At 60.4% G+C, this 17,916-nt stretch carries 12 protein-coding genes; 4 read left to right on the top strand and 8 right to left on the bottom strand.

The window, feature by feature from the left end:
- The first annotated feature begins 10 nt into the window (after positions 1–10).
- Both PBR20603_RS06945 and PBR20603_RS06940 read left to right on the top strand, forming a co-directional pair.
- Positions 11–823, top strand: coding sequence for an ABC transporter ATP-binding protein (locus PBR20603_RS06945; protein WP_150558778.1), 813 nt, complete (start codon positions 11–13; stop codon positions 821–823).
- Between the two features lie 65 nt (positions 824–888).
- The gene (locus tag PBR20603_RS06940; protein WP_150558777.1) at positions 889–2,127 is read left to right on the top strand and encodes a phenylacetate--CoA ligase family protein; all 1,239 of its coding nucleotides are present in this window, start codon (positions 889–891) and stop codon (positions 2,125–2,127) included.
- Positions 2,128–2,316: 189 nt separating this feature from the next.
- Here PBR20603_RS06940 and PBR20603_RS06935 read toward each other — a convergent pair whose 3' ends face one another.
- The 5 genes from PBR20603_RS06935 to fmdA form a co-directional block, all read right to left on the bottom strand.
- On the bottom strand, positions 2,317–3,084 hold the full coding sequence (locus PBR20603_RS06935) for a hypothetical protein (RefSeq protein WP_150558776.1): 768 nt from the start codon (positions 3,082–3,084) through the stop codon (positions 2,317–2,319).
- A gap of 386 nt (positions 3,085–3,470) precedes the next feature.
- Positions 3,471–6,056: a bifunctional aconitate hydratase 2/2-methylisocitrate dehydratase gene (acnB, locus tag PBR20603_RS06930; protein ID WP_150558775.1), complete on the bottom strand. Its 2,586-nt coding sequence runs from the start codon at positions 6,054–6,056 to the stop codon at positions 3,471–3,473.
- 235 nt (positions 6,057–6,291) lie between these two features.
- The gene (locus PBR20603_RS06925; RefSeq protein ID WP_174977812.1) at positions 6,292–7,347 is read right to left on the bottom strand and encodes an AI-2E family transporter; all 1,056 of its coding nucleotides are present in this window, start codon (positions 7,345–7,347) and stop codon (positions 6,292–6,294) included.
- Between the two features lie 222 nt (positions 7,348–7,569).
- The gene (locus PBR20603_RS06920; RefSeq protein WP_150558773.1) at positions 7,570–7,914 is read right to left on the bottom strand and encodes an FmdB family zinc ribbon protein; all 345 of its coding nucleotides are present in this window, start codon (positions 7,912–7,914) and stop codon (positions 7,570–7,572) included.
- Positions 7,915–7,939: 25 nt separating this feature from the next.
- Entirely contained in the window at positions 7,940–9,178 is a 1,239-nt protein-coding gene (gene fmdA, locus PBR20603_RS06915; RefSeq protein ID WP_150558772.1) for a formamidase, read from the bottom strand.
- A 391-nt stretch (positions 9,179–9,569) separates the two neighbouring features.
- Here fmdA and PBR20603_RS06910 point away from each other — a divergent pair, with 391 nt between their 5' ends.
- Positions 9,570–10,007 carry a GNAT family N-acetyltransferase gene (locus PBR20603_RS06910; protein ID WP_150558940.1) on the top strand — a complete coding sequence of 146 codons (438 nt, stop codon included), beginning with the start codon at positions 9,570–9,572 and terminating at the stop codon, positions 10,005–10,007.
- Between the two features lie 812 nt (positions 10,008–10,819).
- Here PBR20603_RS06910 and PBR20603_RS06900 read toward each other — a convergent pair.
- From PBR20603_RS06900 to PBR20603_RS06885, 3 genes are all read right to left on the bottom strand, one after another.
- Positions 10,820–12,988: a TonB-dependent siderophore receptor gene (locus tag PBR20603_RS06900; protein ID WP_150558771.1), complete on the bottom strand. Its 2,169-nt coding sequence runs from the start codon at positions 12,986–12,988 to the stop codon at positions 10,820–10,822.
- Between the two features lie 557 nt (positions 12,989–13,545).
- Positions 13,546–14,331, bottom strand: coding sequence for an AraC family transcriptional regulator (locus PBR20603_RS06890; RefSeq protein WP_174977811.1), 786 nt, complete (start codon positions 14,329–14,331; stop codon positions 13,546–13,548).
- Positions 14,332–14,513: 182 nt separating this feature from the next.
- Positions 14,514–15,815 carry an MFS transporter gene (locus tag PBR20603_RS06885; protein ID WP_150558769.1) on the bottom strand — a complete coding sequence of 434 codons (1,302 nt, stop codon included), beginning with the start codon at positions 15,813–15,815 and terminating at the stop codon, positions 14,514–14,516.
- 329 nt (positions 15,816–16,144) lie between these two features.
- Here PBR20603_RS06885 and PBR20603_RS06880 point away from each other — a divergent pair, with 329 nt between their 5' ends.
- Complete coding sequence (locus PBR20603_RS06880) at positions 16,145–17,884, top strand: FAD-binding protein (protein ID WP_174977810.1); 1,740 nt, start codon at positions 16,145–16,147, stop codon at positions 17,882–17,884.
- Positions 17,885–17,916: the final 32 nt, after the last annotated feature.

Genomic DNA, 17,916 nt, shown 5'->3' with positions numbered 1-17,916 from the left:
GGAGTCCTGCATGGAAGCGAGTTTGCGCGTCAACAATATCGAAGTCATTTATGACCACGTCATTCTTGTGCTCAAAGGCGTATCGCTCGTCGTGCCCGAAGGCAAGATCGTGGCATTGCTCGGGGCCAACGGCGCGGGCAAGAGTACGACGCTCAAGGCCATTTCGAATCTGCTTCACGCCGAGCGCGGCGAGGTGACGAAAGGCACGATCGACTATCGCGGCGAGCGCGTGGAGAGACTTACGCCGAACGGTCTGGTCAAGCGCGGTGTGATTCAGGTGATGGAAGGGCGTCACTGCTTCGGGCATCTGACCATTGAAGAGAATTTGCTCACGGGCGGTTATGTGCGTCATGCGTCGCGCAGTGCCCAGCAGCATGCGCTGGAACGAATCTATGCCTACTTCCCGCGTCTGAAGACGCGACGCAAATCGCAAGCGGGTTACACGTCGGGCGGCGAACAGCAGATGTGCGCGATCGGGCGCGCCATGATGGCGCAACCGTCGATGATCTTGCTCGACGAGCCGTCGATGGGCCTCGCGCCGCAGATCGTGGAAGAGATCTTTGACATCGTGCGCGACCTGAACCAGCGCGAGCGCGTCAGCTTCCTGTTGGCCGAACAGAACACGATGGCGGCGCTTCGATATGCGGACTATGGCTACATCCTCGAAAACGGCCGGGTGGTGATGGATGGCGATGCCGTGTCGCTGCGCGATAACGAAGACGTGAAGGAGTTCTACCTGGGGATCGCCAAGGACGGCGCCAGCAGTGCGGGGAGCTTCCGTAACGTCAAGAGCTATCGGCGGCGCAAGCGCTGGATTGCTTGAGCGTTGGAGCGCTTGCGTGCCCGGGTGAGTGGCTGACCGTTAATTCTCAACGTATTTCCGTCTATATGAACGATTACTTCGACACGCTGGAAACTCGTGCGCCGGAGGTTCGCGAGAAGGCCTTGCTGGCGGCGCTGCCGACGCACGTGTCGCATGCGCAGACGCGTGCGCCGTATTTTGCGCAGGTGCTGGGAGGTGTGGACGCGAAGGACATCGGCTCGCGTGACGCGCTGGCAGGCTTGCCGGTGACGCGCAAGTCGGATCTGTCGACGTATCAGTTGCGCCATCCTCCGTTGGGTGGCATGAACGCGACGCCGCTTGGCGGTCTGGCGCACGTGTATCAGTCGCCGGGGCCAATCTACGAACCGGACGGACGCGGCAGCGATTGGTGGCGCTTTGCGCGCGCCATGTTTGCGGCGGGCCTGCGGGCGGGGGATTTGGTCTACAACACCTACTCGTATCACTTCACGCCAGCCGGGATGATGATCGAGACGGGCGCTGCCCGGCTTGGCTGTTGCGTGTTCCCGGCGGGGGTAGGGAACACGGAGTTGCAGCTCGAGGCGATTCGCCACCTGCAACCGGTCGCGTATGCGGGAACGCCGTCGTTTTTGAAGATATTGATCGAGAAGGGCGAGGCGGCGGGGGCCGACATCAGCAGCATCCGGCGGGCGACGCTGTCGGGTGAGGCACTCCCGCCGTCGCTGCGCGACTGGTTCAAGACGCGAGGCATCACGGCGCGGCAGTTATATGGAACGGCCGATCTGGGGTTGATCGCGTTCGAGAGCGACGCCCAGGCGGGATTGATCGTCGACGAGAACGTGTTGGTGGAACTGGTGGAGCCGGGCGGCACGAAGCCGGTGCCGGACGGCGAAATCGGTGAGGTCGTGGTAACGAACTTCAATCCGGACTATCCGCTGATTCGTTTTGCGACAGGCGATTTGTCTGCGGTGGAAGCGGGCATTAGTCCGTGCGGGCGCACCAATGTGCGGCTAAAAGGCTGGCTCGGACGCGCCGATCAGACGGTCAAGGTGCGCGGCATGTTCGTCCATCCCGGACAGATCGGCGAGATCAGCAAGCGGTATCCCGAGTTGGTCCGCTTGCGTTTGCGCGTGGAGGGGCGAGTCGGCGATGATCGGATGCGGCTGCTTTGCGAGACGAACGCGTCGCCGCCTGAAGGGCTGGCTGCCCGTGTACAGGAAACGTTGCGTGACGTGACGAGGCTGCGCGGAGAAGTCGCTTTTGTTGCGGCCGGAAGCCTGCCGGCAGACGGGAAATTGGTGGAGGATGCGCGGGCTTACGACTGACGCTTTGGCTGCGCTCGCGAGGTGCTCAGTCAGATACGCCGTCCGGCATCTGGCGGCTGGCCTGACGGTAGCGTTGATAATCCACCGCTACCGCAGGCCGCTTTGACTTCTTCGTACGCCTCACTCGCGCCGACGCCAGTTCGCACTGACTGCACCCTTCGTTCCCGATGCCGGCCCGAGGGGCGACGCTTACTTTTCTGTCGTCGCGGAAATTCCGGTCAGGACTGTCGGCGCTACAAAGGCGACGTAGTCCTGCCCACGGTGCTGACCAATCTGCTCAAGGAAGCCCCGGAACTGCGACGACTTATCGCTGGTTTTCTTCCCCAAATCGGAATCGATCTCAAAGCCGAAATACGTCGGAATGACTTCCGTGTCCTTGACGGCCCACTGAATCACTTCCGTGACTGATTTCACACCGTCATATTTCTTGTGAAGATTGGCGATGTCGTCGGCGTAACGCTGTTGATAGCTTTGCCGCGATCCTTCCAGCGATGCGGTGTTCGCGCCGGCATTGGCCTTGTCCAGTTCTGCCTGGTAGCGTTCAAGTTCTGACGCCGCGTAAGCCCTGGAGGCATCCCACACTTGTTTGGCCTTCAACGCCGAGGGGCCGTCCATGCCGGCCATTTGCGCCTCGCGCTTCTCGTCGATCTCGTGCAATTCCGCCTTCTTCTCTTCGACGAGCTTCGCATAACGAGCCGCGTCGCCCGCCGCGCCCTCAATGGCCTTTCCGAGGTTGTCGTTGCTCGCCTTGAGGTAGCCGTTGATCGCTTCAATCTGCGCGTCGCGGACCTTGTTCAGCTCGGCGACAGCGTCGTTCAATTCGCAGCGATATTCGACCGACGTTCGATTGCTGCTGTCCTTGAACGTCTTCCAACTGATGTTCTTGCAGGCTGCGCGCTCGGACAACGCCGAGCCGTAGGTGTGCGTTTGATCGACGGGGTCATGGGCGGCTTTCACCTGACCGATTTCGGAGTCCCCGCAACCCGCCAGAAGGGCGCAGAGGAGTGCCGTGGCGACGCAATATCGTAATCTCAGATTCATTTCTTCTGCTTCTTGTAATGACGACGGCCCCTTATCTCTTGCTGCGGCGTGCCGAGATTCCGGTGGCGCTCGATCGGGGGACTGTGACGGTGTAGCCGTTGACGCTGAACCGCCAGAGAGATAACGGCACTTTTCTGCGGATGTTTAATACGCCTGATGATCTGTGCGGCATGCAACAGGGGGGGCTCGCAGCGATTGCACCCATAAAAAAATGGCGCCGCGAGCTGAATGCTCGCAGCGCCATTTCGCGGTATTCCCGCAGGATTACGGCACACGCAACGCGCCGTAACCCGGCTTCAGATTTACATCTTCACCGTGTCGGCGACTTCCTTGAAGTCTTCGATCTGGTCGAAGTTCATGTACTTGTAGATCTTGTCGCCGTTGGTGGTGAGCACGCCCATGTCGGCCATGTACTCTTCCTTGCTCGGGATCTTGCCCAGACGCGAGCAAATGGCCGCCAGTTCCGCCGAGCCGAGGTACACGTTCGTGTTCTTGCCCAAACGGTTCGGGAAGTTGCGGGTCGACGTCGACATGACCGTCGCGCCTTCGCGCACTTGTGCCTGGTTACCCATGCACAGCGAGCAGCCCGGCATTTCCGTGCGGGCACCGGCAGTCCCGAAGACGCCGTAGTGACCTTCTTCGGTCAACTGCTTCTGGTCCATCTTGGTCGGCGGGGCCACCCACAGCTTGACCGGAATGTCGCGCTTGCCTTCGAGCAGCTTGGATGCTGCGCGGAAGTGACCGATGTTGGTCATGCACGAGCCAATGAACACTTCGTCGATCTTCGCGCCAGCCACATCAGACAGGGTCTTCACGTCGTCCGGATCGTTCGGGCAGGCCACGATCGGCTCGTGGATGTCGGCCAGATCGATTTCGATGACCGCAGCGTATTCGGCGTCGGCATCCGGCGAGAGCAGCTTCGGATCGGCCAGCCACTGCTCCATTGCCGTAATACGGCGTTGCAGGCTGCGCGGGTCCTGATAGCCTTGGGCGATCATCCACTTCAGCAGCGTCACGTTGCTGTTGAGGTACTCGATGATCGGTTCCTTGTTCAGATGCACCGTGCAACCGGCGGCCGAGCGCTCGGCGGACGCATCCGACAGTTCGAACGCTTGCTCGACCTTCAGGTCGGGCAGGCCCTCGATTTCAAGGATACGGCCCGAGAAGATGTTCTTCTTGCCTTGCTTGGCAACGGTCAGCATGCCTTGCTTGATGGCGTACAGCGGGATCGCGTTGACGAGATCGCGCAGCGTGACGCCCGGCTGCATCTTGCCCTTGAAGCGCACCAGCACCGATTCCGGCATGTCCAGCGGCATCGTGCCGGTGGCAGCCGCGAAGGCGACCAGACCCGAGCCTGCCGGGAAGCTGATGCCGATCGGGAAACGGGTGTGCGAGTCGCCGCCCGTGCCGACGGTATCGGGCAGCAGCATACGGTTCAGCCACGAGTGGATCACACCGTCGCCCGGGCGCAGTGCGATACCGCCACGGGTGCTGATGAAGTTCGGCAGGGTCTGGTGAGTCTTCACGTCCACCGGCTTCGGATAGGCGGCGGTGTGGCAGAACGACTGCATGACGAGGTCGGCCGAAAAGCCGAGGCAGGCCAGATCTTTGAGTTCGTCGCGGGTCATCGGGCCAGTCGTGTCTTGCGAGCCGACCGAGGTCATCTTCGGTTCGCAGTACGTGCCCGGACGCACGCCTTGACCTTCAGGCAGACCACAGGCGCGGCCGACCATCTTCTGTGCCAGCGAGAAGCCGCGGCCGCTGTCGGCCGGCTGCTGCGCCAGGCGGAACAAGGTCGATGCGGGCAGACCGAGAGCTTCGCGTGCCTTGGCGGTCAGGCCACGGCCAATGATCAGGGGAATACGGCCACCGGCGCGCACTTCGTCGAACAGCACGTCGGATTTGACCTGGAATTCGGCGATGACTTCACCGTTCTTCAGGGCTTTGCCTTCGTACGGACGCAATTCGATCACGTCGCCCATTTCCATCTTCGACACGTCGAGTTCGATCGGCAGAGCGCCGGCGTCTTCCATCGTGTTGTAGAAGATCGGGGCGATCTTGCTGCCGAGGCAAACGCCGCCGAAGCGCTTGTTCGGAATGAAGGGGATGTCTTCACCCGTGAACCACAGCACCGAGTTGGTGGCCGACTTGCGCGAAGAGCCGGTACCGACCACGTCGCCCACATAGGCGACCAGATGGCCCTTTTCCTTCAGCGATTCGATGAACTTGATCGGACCGCGCTTGCCGTCTTCTTCCGGGGTGATGCCGGGACGTGCGTTCTTGAGCATCGCCAGCGCGTGCATCGGAATGTCCGGGCGCGTGGTGGCGTCCGGGGCCGGCGACAGGTCGTCGGTGTTGGTCTCGCCCGTCACCTTGAACACGGTGATGGTCAGGCTTTGCGGCACTTCCGGACGGCTGGTGAACCATTCGGCGTCGGCCCAGCTTTGCAGCACGGCGCGCGCATTGACGTTGCCCTTGTCGGCCAGTTCCTTGACGTCGTGGAACTGATCGAACATCAGCAGGGTTTTCTTAAGGGCGTCGGCGGCGACGGTGCCGACTTCGGCGTCCGACAGCAACTCGATGAGCGGCTGGATGTTGTAGCCGCCGAGCATGGTGCCGAGCAGTTCGGTGGCGCGGGCGCGCGAGATCAGCGCGCAGGCGGTCTCACCCTTGGCGACGGCGGCCAGGAAGCCAGCCTTCACACGAGCGGCTTCGTCCACGCCGGCGGGCACGCGGTGGGTGATCAGGTCGATCAGGGTTTGCGCTTCGCCAGCCGGCGGGTTCGTCAGCAGTTCGACCAGTTCGGCAGTCTGCTGTGCCGTCAGCGGCAGGGGGGGAATACCAAGCGCGGCGCGTGCGGCCACGTGAGCACGATAGTTTTCAAGCATGGGGAGACCTGCTGTGTTGCGTTTCGGGGGAAGGCTTTTCAGGCCTCCAAGGCGATACCGGGGGCTACTTTGCTCGTGATTTTAGTCCCGGCGCTTCGTCTCGTCAAATGTCTTATATCTTATATAAGAGTTGAGTGGCGTAATGGAAACACCGTCGCGGCCTGGCCCCGGATGCTGTCGAAGGGAACTTCAATGCGGTGGGTTGCCAGACGAGGGGGCGCGGCTCGCGATGCGTTCATTTTCCAGTGGGGGATGGCGGAACGGCTGCATCGGGTGCGCCGTCGTGCGATATGAGAATTGCCAACCACCGGGAGCTTTGAAACTGCGCGGCTATCACCATCACGAGGACGGTCAGCGGGGTCGAGAGAATGGCACCCGGCACGCCCCATACCAGTGTCCAGATTCCCAGTGCGAACAGCCCGACGAGAGGGTCTGTGTTCGTGCTTTTCGCCTGGAGTTTGGGTTGCACGAGATTGTGTGCAATCTGGAAGATGGACAGGGTGACGGCAAACACAGCGAGCGGCACGGTCATTGAATCGCTGTGAAGCGCCGCAAACAGTGCGGGCACGACGCTCGCAACGAACGGCCCCACGACGGGCATGAATGCGAGAAGAAACACCATCACCGCCCAGAACGCCGTATTGGGCAGTTCGGCGACGCGAAATACCAGGGCGGAGATCACGGCAATCGCAAGATTGATGGCCGTCTGGGAAATCAGGTACGCCTGTACGCCATGCACGATTTTGTTGAGAACCATGCGCTGGGAATTTGCTCGGGCCTCACTGGTCGTGATCCGCAGAATTTTGGGCTCAGTGTTTGTCATTGACCCAAGCAGCATAAACACGAGAAACATCAAGGTGAGAAATGCCGTCGACACGGCATTTCCCAACCTGGAGGCAAGGCTGTGTTCAAGTTGGGGCAGGTCGATCAATGCCAGAACCGTTGCCAGGTCGAATTTTCGCCCGAAGCCCACGCTGGCTGACCGTATGAGGCGGTCGAGTTGAGCGGGGAGGGCGGCGGACTGCTGGATGAGATCGCTGATTCCCTGGAGCGTGACGATGAAGATGCTGTAGGCACTAAAGCCCACAATTGCTGCGGTCGCCGCCAGGACCAGCCATTTCGGTGCTCGTGGAAGCAGGCGAACGACCACCGAAACGATGCCCGAGATGAGAATTCGCAGGAGCATGGCGAGAAAAAAAGGAATGAGTACCGGACGAAGAAAATACAGGATCGCCAGACCTGCGGCGACGCCCGTGGTGGTCTGTGCAACAGACCCAGGTGTTGATCTCATGATGGATTTTCGTAACGGTAAAGGCAGAAAGTGCGTCTCTGATGGCGCGCCTTTCGTCCGCAAGAATATCAGGCCAATGGGTGTCGGGGGATATGGCGTCAACGCCGCGGTGTGGCCCGAGCGCGGGCGGGCGCGACCGACCATCGATCTAGAAAAAATGCCCCGTAAGTCTTCCGACCTACGGGGCATTCTCGCTACAAGCCGTGCGGCTCCACGCCTCGGCTAATGACTGATCATCCAGGGCCGCCCGGCGGGCCGTTTGAGGCCACCTGACACTTCCCGGCTAGCCCCTGCCAACGTCACCTTCCCGCCCGCACAGCAACTGCACCCGGCCCGATGGTTCCGCGCCGGCCCATCGCCGGACTGACGTGGCGCATTCGCGGCCCTCTCGTTCGTTGCATGCGCGGTGCGACCGGTACTCCCCATCAACGCCAACGACGGTGCGGTAATCATCCGCGTCCCTTCGCTTCCGCAGTCCGGACAATGACACGGCGCATCGCGATCCGCGATCCGTCTCATCACCACAAACGGCCCGCAACTCGCGCATTCGAAGTCGTATATCGGCATGTCTTCCTCCGTTTGACGCGGCGCGTCAAGACTTCACAAGATCGGGCGAACACGGCATATCCACGCCGCTCTTCACATGCTGCACCGGACCATCCGCGTTCGGTCGGATGTCGAAATCGAAGATCTGCGTTGGCAGCCACAGCGTCGCGCAGGCATTCGGAATATCCACCACCCCGCTGATATGCCCCTGCACCGGTGCGCAGCCGAGGATCGAATACGCCTGCGACCCCGAGTAGCCGAACTTTTTCAAGTATTCGATGGCGTTCAGACATGCCTGACGATAAGCCACCGTCACGTCGAGATAGTGCTGTCCGCCTTGTTCGTCCACCGAGATCCCTTCGAAGATCAGATAGTCGTTGTACGCGGGCGTGATCGGACTCGGCTGGAATACCGGATTGCGAATTCCGTACTTTGCCATCCCGCCCTTGATGACGTTGACTCGCATGTGAACCCAACCAGCCATTTCGATAGCGCCGCAGAATGTGATTTCGCCGTCGCCCTGACTGAAGTGGAGATCCCCCACCGAAAGTCCCGCACCGTCTACGTACACTGGGAAGAACACCTTCGAGCCACGCGACAAGTCCTTGATGTCGCAATTGCCGCCATGCTCACGCGGCGGCACTGTCCGTGCGCCGGTCGCCGCTGCTTTATCGCGCGCGGCGCCGGACAACTTCCCCATATGCGCCGTCGCGGCAAACGGCGGATTCGCCAGCGGCGGCACGCGCTCGGGCGCCGTCGCGATCAGTCCGGTCTCACGCGCGTTCCATGTCTCCAGTAATTTCGGATCCGGCAGACAGCCGATCAGCCCCGGGTGAATCAATCCGGCAAAATTGACGCCCGGAATGTGGCGCGAACTCGTGTACAGACCGTGAAAATCCCAGATTGATTTTTGCGCATGTGGGAAGTGATCGGTCAGGAAACCGCCGCCGTTCGTCTTTGAGAAGAAGCCGTTGAAGCCCCACTGACTGTCCGCCTTTGCGCCAATATCCAGCAGATCCACCACGAGTAGATCGCCTGGCTCTGCGCCGCGCACGCCCACTGGGCCCGAAAGAAAGTGCACGATCGACAGGTCGATGTCGCGAACATCATCCGCACTGTCGTCGTTCTTGATGAAGCCGCCGGTCCAGTCGTACGTCTCCAGGATGAAATCGTCGCCGGGTTTTACCCAGCACGCCATCGGAATGTCCGGGTGCCACCGGTTATGCACCTGCTCGTTCTCGTACGCGGACTGCTTCAGGTCGACCTTGATGAGAGTTTCTGCCATTGCGCTCGCTCCTGGTTTCAAATGCCGGCGTTGTGACACCAGCGTTCTATTGGACGCCATCCGGCGCCGGTCTTACACAGAGAGGTATTCGCGGACGTACTGACACATCAACAGCACAAATGCTTCGCACTACATCGAATCAAAGCATAAACTACCGTAATCTCGCCTAGGAGATTTTCTTTTTTCCATTATCCGGGGTCTGTTTATATTTGCTGAGATGGGTTCACCCCTTGTCTTTTGCGCGAGCCGGTCGGCAAGATTCGCATGTCATTGAACGGTGAGGCGTGGGCACGAATCGAATCGGCGTTGCCGGGTGAGTCGGCCGCGCAGAAAATTGTGGAAGTCGCTGATGCCTCAATATCAATAAATGACCATCAAGAAATCGCGTCCTATGCGTTTGACCTTCCCTGCCACTACCGAATCCGACGCGGATGCCTTGGTTGACATTCGTATTGCTGCGATGCGCGAAAGTCTGGAGGGCATCGGCCGCTTTGATCCACGGCGTGCTCGCGAGCGCTTCCTGGCGTCATTTGATCCCGATCTGTGCAGATTCATTGAAGCCGACGGTATTCAGACAGGTTTTATCCTGATCCGCCCTTTGGAAGATCATTGGCTCCTCGACCATCTTTATATCCTGCCCGAACACCAGGGCAGAGGCATTGGCGCAGCCGTCTTGGCGGATATATTCAAAAGAGCCGACGCCCAGCGCATGCCTATCCGCTTGGGCGCCCTGCGCGGCAGTGATTCGAACCGCTTTTATCAGCGGCATGGCTTCGTACAGACTGGCGAAGCGGAGTGGGACATCTACTACGTGCGTCATCCGAGTTGAGTGACCGCTTTCGGAAACTCGGTAGTTAATGTCGGGGGAAACAAGGAAATCTGGCGGAGGCGGTGAGATTCGACGCCGAGGATTGAAACGTATTAGAAATCGAATGGTTAAGTTTTTCTTGATGAGCGGCTTTGTACCAGCGTGTTCGCATCAAATTTTGTGCCTGGATGGTTCGCCATTTCGTGTGAAAAAAATCGCAGCGAATTTTGCCAGCGTCTCTGGTTCCGGCGTAGTTCGCCCGGCCGCACGACGCAAAGCAGCAGTTTTGACTTCGGACTTCAGTTGTCGCTCGGACTACACCTCGTTGCCGCGACGTTGCTCATTGCAAGCGGCAGGAGGGCTCGCCGCGGGCGGTGGGTGATCGGAATGGGGGGCACAGGTGCACGCAAACAGCCTGACGGTGGGGCAAGCCGCGCTACCACTGATGCCACGCGCGCTGGGCGGACGTGAGATCGTAACGCAAGCGCTGCGCAGTCAGGTCGTCATTCTCACTTTCTCGGCAACCCGGTGCGAACAATGGCCGCGAGCCTGAGCTTTCCGTTGGGGTTTCCGGGCAGTGCGTACGCCCGGTGGGGACGGGCGAATCACGCGTATTCCGGTGAACTTCGCTATTGATCGTGCGCGCTGGTTGGCGCACAACGGGTGGGACAATCCGGCACCGCCCGCGTGGACCGCCGAACGTCTCGAGATGTTCGTCATGCCGCTATTGCGGGCTTCGCAATAGCGGCGGGTGGTGTGGTAGACGGGGAGGGGGGGAAGTCGTACTATGCCTTCACCTCTGCCGAACTGTCCTTTGCGCAGCGACTCAACCGTCAGAACGAAAATGCGGCGGTAACCGTCACCGTTCTCGGCAGCGCTGGAATGACCTGGCCGCCGAGGAAGTAGTTGGAGGGCACGAAGTACTTCTTGTTCGTCAGATTGAAGATGTTCAGCCCGTAGCGCGCCTTTCCGATGGTGTAGGACGCTTGCGCGTCCCATACCGTGGTTGCCGGTGTAAAGAACGTGTTAGTCGAGTTGCCCGGGAGCTCCGAGTTGAACGTCATGCCGAGACCCAGCCCGAGTCCGGCGAGCACCCCGGTGCGAAAATCGTAACGCGTGGCCAGTCGAAGCGTTTGCTTCGGCACGTTAAACAACTGTTTGCCGACCAATGCGGCGTTGCCATCGTCCTCGATTTCGGCGGTCTGCTGAGCGTAGGCAGCAATCCAGGTCCACGATGGCGTAGCCTGCCACCGCACATCGATATCAATGCCTCGCGAGCGCTGCTTGCCCGCCTGAATGTAATAACCCGCGTTGGCCGGATCGGCCACGGCAACGTTTTTGCGGTTCAGGTCGAAGAGGGCCACGGTCGCGGTGATCCCGGCAAGATCCTTGAGACGAAGCCCAATTTCCTTCTGGCTGTACTCCTCCGGCTTGGGGGGCGACGCGAACAGATAGAACGCTGGCACTCTGATGTCTTCGCCGTAACCTGCAAACGCCGATATCTTCGACGTGATTTCGTAGACGGCGCCAACGCGCGGTGAGACCTTCGAATTGCTGCTGACGTTGTAGATGCCGTAAGCGTAGTTGTTGTCGGTAATTCTGATGTCGGAATAACGGACGCTACCCAGGAAGTGCCAGCGGCCTACGTCGATCTGATCTTGCAAATAGGCAACCGTCGAGATGTAACGGTTCTGCTGATCCGGCGTTGACGGGGCAACGGGCTCCGACCAGGCCGGATACACTGGATTAGTCAGATTCACGTTGTCATACGAGACAGGCCCGAGCATGTTCGAATAGGCCATGAATTCGTCGTCACGCGTGTACTCGTAATCCACCCCGAGATTCAACGTGTGCTTCAACGCACCTGTCGTGAACTTGCCAGTGAGGCTTGGCGAGAGTGTGGTGGTCTTCAGACGTGCCCACATTCGCACGCCGCACATGGTGTTGTTGTACGGTGTAGCACTTCCGAAGTCACCACAGCCCATCGGGCTTTCCGAATCCACAAGCCAGGTCCCTCGCTGATCGAGCCGCACTTCGTTGTAAGCGCTCAACAGCGAGAAGCTCCAGCCGTCCGTCAGTCGCTGGGTCCATTGCAAATTGAGTCCCTTCGACGTGTTGGTCGTATTCGGCAGCCCAACGGCCGCAATATTGGTCTGCCTTGGCAGCGTGAAGATCGACGTATTCAGCGTGCCGCTCACCGGCAGACCGCTGTAGTCGAGCGTAGTGGTATCGAGATAGCGTGCCCTGAGCACGACTTTGGTATCGGCGTTCGGGGTCCAAGACAGACTCGGAAACAGCGCCCGCTTTCTAAAGAAGACGCGATCCGTTTCACTGTCGCTGTTCGACGCCTCTCCTGTAACCCGGAACGCCCATGCGGAATTCAAGGGCTGGTTGATATCGAAGTCAATGCCCCTTTCGCCGTAGGAACCGGCTTTAAAGCCAATCTTCCGCACGGTCTCCAATGTTGTCGGCTCCAGTGTGGTGATGGCGATAGTGCCCCCGGCCGTGTCGTAGGCACCCACGCCCTGAGAGCCAAAAAGCGCCCCCGCCGGGCCTTTGATGACATCGATGCGGTCTACGTTGACAAGGCTCTCTTGATCCGTAAAGTTGCCTTTCATTGCGACGCCGTCGACCACTGTGCCGGAGTGAAATCCACGAATATTGAACACCGTGTTGTTGGCGTCGCGCGAATCGATGGCATTCACATTGCTGACGTTGCGCAACGCATCCGAGACCGTCTTGGATCCCTGATCGTCGATCATCGCTCGCGGCACTGTGATGATCGATTGCGGGATGTTCTCGATAGGGGTATCGGTTCGCGTCGCCGCGCTACTCGATTCCACGACGTAGCCGTTGTCGCGCGCTGCACTGACTTCGGTCGGCGCGAGTTGTACCGCCTCGTCAGCCATCGCCATACCGATGCAGCCCGCAGCTAGCGAGCACGCCACCGTCGATTGCACGGCAATCAGCGCTGCCGAAGCATGTGTTCTGGACTTTTCCACTCAATCCTCGGGGACCTTTTTATTGAGCCCCTGAGGCTACTAGGAGTGAGATCTGTCACAAAGGCGACAATTTGTCGCACACTTATGCACATTCTCTTCGCAGTGATTACCTTATTTTCTTTGGAAAATCTCCGTAAGCGAAAGCGGGTACGGACAAAGCCGCAGACGTTGGTGACATACGCACCGCACGCAAGCCACTCGCTCATATAGGCGTCACGACTACCGAGTGCTGCATGCGGAACCATCGGGGCGCCAAGGCAGCGCCAACGCAATGATTCTTGACCGTATGACATGCATCCATATTGGCAATCGGCCAGCATCGGCCATTCAGATATTGCCGGACGAATAGCCGAAGTCTCGTCGAACCTCATATGCATGAATTGCGTTGCCGGGGCGTGTCAAGGCAGCCCGGGAGAGCGCCGTTGGTGAGGGAGAGCGACAGCACTCAAGACCCGAGAAGCCCGCTTGCCAAGCGCTGTCTTCTAGCGGGGTGAATTTTGCAACCGGGCGATGACAAGTCTCATCGCCGTATTTCGGCCTAGGGCTAAGGCGCCGCCTCAGGCGAAGTACTGGCCTGGCGTGCGTCCCAGGGATTTACGGAACATTTCGATGAAGCCTGTCGTGCTTTCGTATCCCAGTTCGTTGGCAACTGCGGAGACGGCCCTGCCTTCGGCGAGGCGGTAGAGCGCCTCTTGCAGGCGCACATGGCGCCGCCATTCGTCGAAGGTGAGATTCAGTTCGCGGGTGAAGAGCCGCGACAGGGTGCGAGCACTGGCCCCCACGTGCTCGCCCCATTCCTGCAGCGTCCGGTTGTCGGAGGGTTCGCGCAAGAACTCGGTACACAGACGCGCGAGGCGTCGCTCACGTGGGATTTCGAGCGAAAGCGGCATCTCATCGCTGAATTCGAACTCGTCGAGAATGATCTCGAAGAATTTGTCGACATGGCGCTTGCGCTGCAGCGGCGCCTCGGTGCTTGCCGCACGCAGAATGAGTTCGCGCATGAGATTGGAGACGACGAGCGGCTCGCAGGTCTTGGGCAGGTCTGCCACGGCGTGCGGCGAAATCAGCAAGTTGTGCATGCCGAACGAGGCGCGCAGTCGCACCGCGTGCAGTGTCATCGGCGGAATCCAGACAGCGCGCTGTGGAGGCACGACCCAAGTGCCGCGCGGCGTGTCGACGCACATGATGCCTTCGCCGCCGAACAGCACCTGCCCGTAGGGATGGACGTGCGGTTCGACACCGCCGCCCGACGGAAACGCGAAAGCCAGCCCGACCATGGGGGCGGGCGAGATTCGCGACTCGAAAAATTCCACATCCTGTGCGGTGATGATTCGGGTTTGCATGACGTGCCCCCTGGCGCTAAGGGAAAGAAATGCCCGTTCCATTCTTTCCTCAACCTCAAATGCACGACATGGGGGTTAACTCGGGTGGGGAAGCGGGGCAAGCCGCCCCGCGATGGCCAGAGGGCGGCGTTCGGAGCGATTTCCCATGCCACGCCGCGGCACCAGGTTCTCATGCGAGCGCCTTATTCCAGCGCACGACCACGCGTTTCCGGCATCCAGATGACGGCGAGAACGGTTAACAGATTCAGCGCAATCAGATAGGCGGCGAACCACCCCAAATGCCCGTGATCGGCCAGCCAGTTCTGTAAATAGGGGGCAGTGCCGCCGAAAATCGCCACGGTCAGCGAGTAGGGAATGGCCACGCCACTGGCGCGGATGCGCGTGGGGAACAACTCCGCGTAGACCGCCGGCGCGATGGCAGTCCAGGCCGCAAGGACCGCGAGACCGGCACAGATCGCCAGCGTCAGCCGCACGAAGGACGCATCGATAAGCATGAGTAACGGCACGATGACCAGCGCCGATCCGCCCGCTCCCATCAGCAGGTTGGGCTTGCGGCCGATGCGGTCCGAGAGCGCGCCCCAGACCGGCTGTACCGCCATGTACACCAGACAGCCGATGCATAGCGCCAGAAGCCCGTCTCGCGCATCGACGCCTTTGAAATGCGTGGCGAACGTGATCGCGCCGGACATCCACGTATTGAACGTCAACGTCGGCCCTGCCGTGAGCGCGATGATCCTCAGTACAGAGGCGCGGTGTTCCCAGATCGCCTGCGCTATCGGTTGTGGGGCAGCATCGGTGCACGCTTCGTTTTGTCCCCGTTCGAATGCCGGCGTTTCTTTGAGGCTGCTGCGCAGAAACAGCGCGTATACCCCAAGGGCGGTGCCGAAGAAGAACGGGATACGCCAGCCGTAACGCGTCATCTCGTCGGTCGAGAACACTTGTGTCAATACCAATCCGACAGCGGTGGCGAGCAGCGAGCCGCCGGTAATGGCGATGAACATGCTGCTCGACCACAGGCCACGGCGGTGGACGGGGGCGCTCTCCACGAGGAAGGTAAACGATGCGCCGATCTCACCGCCGAGACCGAAGCCCTGCAACAAGCGTCCGAACACGAGCAGCACCGGAGCCATCAACCCGATTGACGCATACGTGGGCGAGACCGCAATGACGAGGCAACCCGCCGCTGTGAGGGCCATCGAGGTCACCATCGCACTACGGCGGCCGCGGCGATCGGAAAGCCAGCCGAAATAGATCCCGCCGATAGGGCGCAACAAAAAACCGACGGCAAAGACGGCAAGCGTCGACAGAAAGGCGGCGGTCGGATCTTCGGTGTGGAAGAACTGTGTCGAGAAGTAGCGGGAAAAGAGTGCGAACGAGGCAAAGTCGTACCACTCCAGCGCGTTGCCGATGCCCGCGCCCAAGATGACCGACTTTGCGGGTGAACCGCGCTCGTTGCGGGCGACGGTTTGCAGGGTCGCATCCATGGTATGTCTCCTGATGGCTGATGATCGTTTTTTTGTCTGACGGCCCAAGTCACCTTAGCGCCTCTCTCGCCCTGCGCACACCGCGCACGGGACAACACATATCGCAAAGCGGACAAAATTTCACTCGGATGGCACGTGCCGCTTCCGATCCATTCGCCTGTCTTTCCCGCTTGCCCGGTTTGACCGCGCAGCCCGTCGGCCACTTTGGCTGATTTGCTGGATGGCGTGTCCCGATGGCTGCATCGGAGCCCGGTGCGCTGCCCACAATGAACCCATGGCATTCAACCGTCTCACAGACCCACAACCCGCCCGAGGAGGGCACTGCTGCGATGAAGGTAATCCATTGTGATGTCGTGGTCGTTGGTGGAGGCGGTGCGGGCACCTACGCCGCCTTGCGTCTGCACGATCTGGGCCTGAAGCCCATGTTGATCTCCAAGGGACTGGTCGGCAAGAGCGGCGCATCGATCATGGCGGGTGCCGTGATCGTCGGCTCGAAGATGCTCGGAGGCACCGAGCAGAATGCCTCGAGTTCCCTGGAATTCTTCGCCAAGTACTACAGCCATTTCCTGGTGGATCAGTCGTATCTGGCAGCGGCTGGTCGCTGGATCGAGAACGTTTTCTATCCGGAGATGGAATCGCTGGGATTGCTTTTCACGCGCGACGCCGACGGCGGCATCGCGATGAGCCATTCTCCCGTGCGCTGGGCGGTCGCTCCCATGCAAGGGCAGACCGGCATTCTTCTGATGGATATCCGGCGCAAGCAACTGCAAGCCAGAGGCATTCCGATGCACGAGGAGTGTGTCGTGACGGCGCTCTTGCGCAGCGCAAACGGTGACGTCTGCGGCCTGACCGCGATGGACTATGTGCACGGCGAGATGTTTGCGGTGTACGCAAAGGCGGTTGTCATGGCGACGGGGCACGCCGACCGGTTGGTGCGTCGCTCCACGGGCACGCGTGAGCAAACTGGTGACGGCATTGCGCTAGCCCTGCGCGCTGGCGCGGAGATGACCAATCTGGAAATGCAGTTCTGGCACATCAGCGACTTTGCGAATCCGCCCACATGGCAGCGTCTGCATATCTATCCGAATCCGCTGGTGGGGACCGACCAGAGCTCACGCATGTACAACGCGCAGGGCGAATGCTTCTTCGAGCAGTCGCGCGACGCACCTGCCGCACTGGCGCCGTATTCGCTCCAGGTCAAGCGGCTCACGCAACAAGTGCTTGCGGGAAAGGCTCGCTTCAGCGGCAACTACTACACGTCATACAGCCATGTCGACGCGCAGGTGCTGCGTCGCTACCAGTACGCCGGTTCGGCGTTCGAGAAGCTGGGACTCGACATCACTCGGGACAAGGTCGAAGCGCGCACCACGATGCATTACCGGCAGGGCGGCATAGAGTCGGACCCGCACTCGATGCGCACCAGTGTGGCCGGCTTGTGGGTGGCTGGCGGTGTCGGGGCTCATGTGACGGGAAGTCTGGCGGTCGCGATTTATGACGGGGGGCTCGCGGCGGAGTCAATTGCGGGGAGTCTGTCCGAGCGCCATCGTCACGACGATCACACGGCGCAGCAGATTCGGGAGGAGGCGCTGCGGGTGGAGGCGCTTCGTGTAGGGGCGGGGGCAGACAGTGGTGACGGTCGGCAGTGTCCGTCGCCCATGTACATCAAGACATGCATTTGGGATGTGATGGACGAGGCCTACGGAATTATCAAGCACGGGGCAGCGATGCGCGAGGGTCTGACGCGGCTTGCTGGATTGCGCGCGCGGGACCTGCCGCGTATGAAGCCACCGAGTGCATCGCGGCGCTTCAACACCGCATGGATCGACGCCCTCGACGTTCATAACCTGATCGATGTGTGCGAAGCCACATTGCAAAGCGCGTTGCGGCGTGAGGAGAGCCGGGGCAGCTTCTATCGCACTGATTTTCCCTACGTTGACAACACCGTATGGCAGTGCAAGAACATCATCGCTCGCGACGGCAGCGACTACCGGTTCAGGCAGGAGCGATATCCAGAGGGGGCTATCGCGCCGGGATTCGATCGGCAAGCCTATTTCAGTGTGCCGTGGTGACCCGCGGGAAATTTCGACGCTAAAGATTCGTC

Source organism: Pandoraea bronchicola, from assembly GCF_902459805.1.
Taxonomy (GTDB): domain Bacteria; phylum Pseudomonadota; class Gammaproteobacteria; order Burkholderiales; family Burkholderiaceae; genus Pandoraea; species Pandoraea bronchicola.
The sequence above is the reverse complement of the archived record's forward strand: the minus strand, read 5'-3'. Positions and strand labels throughout refer to the sequence as shown.

What these genes read in the sequence shown, in the direction of transcription:
- PBR20603_RS06945 (WP_150558778.1), top strand. Translation starts at nt 11, where the DNA reads ATGGAAGCGAGTTTGCGCGTCAACAATATCGAAGTCATTTATGACCAC.
- PBR20603_RS06940 (WP_150558777.1), top strand. Translation starts at nt 889, where the DNA reads ATGAACGATTACTTCGACACGCTGGAAACTCGTGCGCCGGAGGTTCGC.
- acnB (WP_150558775.1), bottom strand. Translation starts at nt 6,056, where the DNA reads ATGCTTGAAAACTATCGTGCTCACGTGGCCGCACGCGCCGCGCTTGGT.
- PBR20603_RS06925 (WP_174977812.1), bottom strand. Translation starts at nt 7,347, where the DNA reads ATGAGATCAACACCTGGGTCTGTTGCACAGACCACCACGGGCGTCGCC.
- PBR20603_RS06920 (WP_150558773.1), bottom strand. Translation starts at nt 7,914, where the DNA reads ATGCCGATATACGACTTCGAATGCGCGAGTTGCGGGCCGTTTGTGGTG.
- fmdA (WP_150558772.1), bottom strand. Translation starts at nt 9,178, where the DNA reads ATGGCAGAAACTCTCATCAAGGTCGACCTGAAGCAGTCCGCGTACGAG.
- PBR20603_RS06910 (WP_150558940.1), top strand. Translation starts at nt 9,570, where the DNA reads ATGCGTTTGACCTTCCCTGCCACTACCGAATCCGACGCGGATGCCTTG.
- PBR20603_RS06890 (WP_174977811.1), bottom strand. Translation starts at nt 14,331, where the DNA reads ATGCAAACCCGAATCATCACCGCACAGGATGTGGAATTTTTCGAGTCG.
- PBR20603_RS06885 (WP_150558769.1), bottom strand. Translation starts at nt 15,815, where the DNA reads ATGGATGCGACCCTGCAAACCGTCGCCCGCAACGAGCGCGGTTCACCC.
- PBR20603_RS06880 (WP_174977810.1), top strand. Translation starts at nt 16,145, where the DNA reads ATGAAGGTAATCCATTGTGATGTCGTGGTCGTTGGTGGAGGCGGTGCG.